This window comes from Sphingobacterium sp. 1.A.5 (genome assembly GCF_002734235.1).
GTDB lineage: Bacteria > Bacteroidota > Bacteroidia > Sphingobacteriales > Sphingobacteriaceae > Sphingobacterium > Sphingobacterium daejeonense.
In genome coordinates this window covers 1-634 of sequence record NZ_PEBA01000061.1, presented here as the reverse complement: position 1 = coordinate 634, position 634 = coordinate 1, and the positions used below count along the sequence as shown (strand labels likewise).

At 53.6% G+C, this 634-nt stretch carries 1 rRNA gene; it reads right to left on the bottom strand.

The features are described from left to right. Positions 1 to 633: ribosomal RNA gene (locus CRT24_RS16850) — 23S ribosomal RNA — on the bottom strand; the annotation flags it as partial. Between the last annotated feature and the right edge of the window lies 1 nt (position 634).

The following is a 634-nucleotide window of genomic DNA, read 5'->3' as shown; positions in this document are numbered from 1 at the left end:
AAGCCATTAACCTTGCCGGACAAGAGTAACTCGTAGGCTCATTATGCAAAAGGCACGCCGTCACGGAATCGCTCCGCTCCGACCGCTTGTAAGCACACGGTTTCAGGTTCTTTTCACTCCCCTGTTCGGGGTTCTTTTCACCTTTCCCTCACGGTACTGGTCCACTATCGGTCTCTCAGGAGTATTTAGCCTTGCCAGATGGTGCTGGCGGATTCCCACAGGATTTCTCCGGTCCCGCGGTACTCAGGATACCACTATGCCTGTATTCTTTGCCTGTACGGGGCTCTCACCCTTSTCGCGCAGTTTCCCACCTGCTTCCAGTTCATAGCACAGTRCAACCTCGTGGTCCTACAACCCCATGCATGCCGTGACATGCATGGTTTGGGCTCTTTCCCGTTCGCTCGCCACTACTTGGGAAATCATTGTTATTTTCTCCTCCTACGCCTACTTAGATGTTTCAGTTCAGCGCGTTCGCCTCATTTGATGGCATGCCTTCAGCATGCCGGGTTGCCCCATTCGGAAATCCACGGATCGAGTCGCATTTGCCGATCCCCGTGGCTTATCGCAGCTTATCACGTCCTTCATCGCCTCTGAGAGCCTAGGCATCCCCCGTGTGCCCTTGTTTACTTTCTTC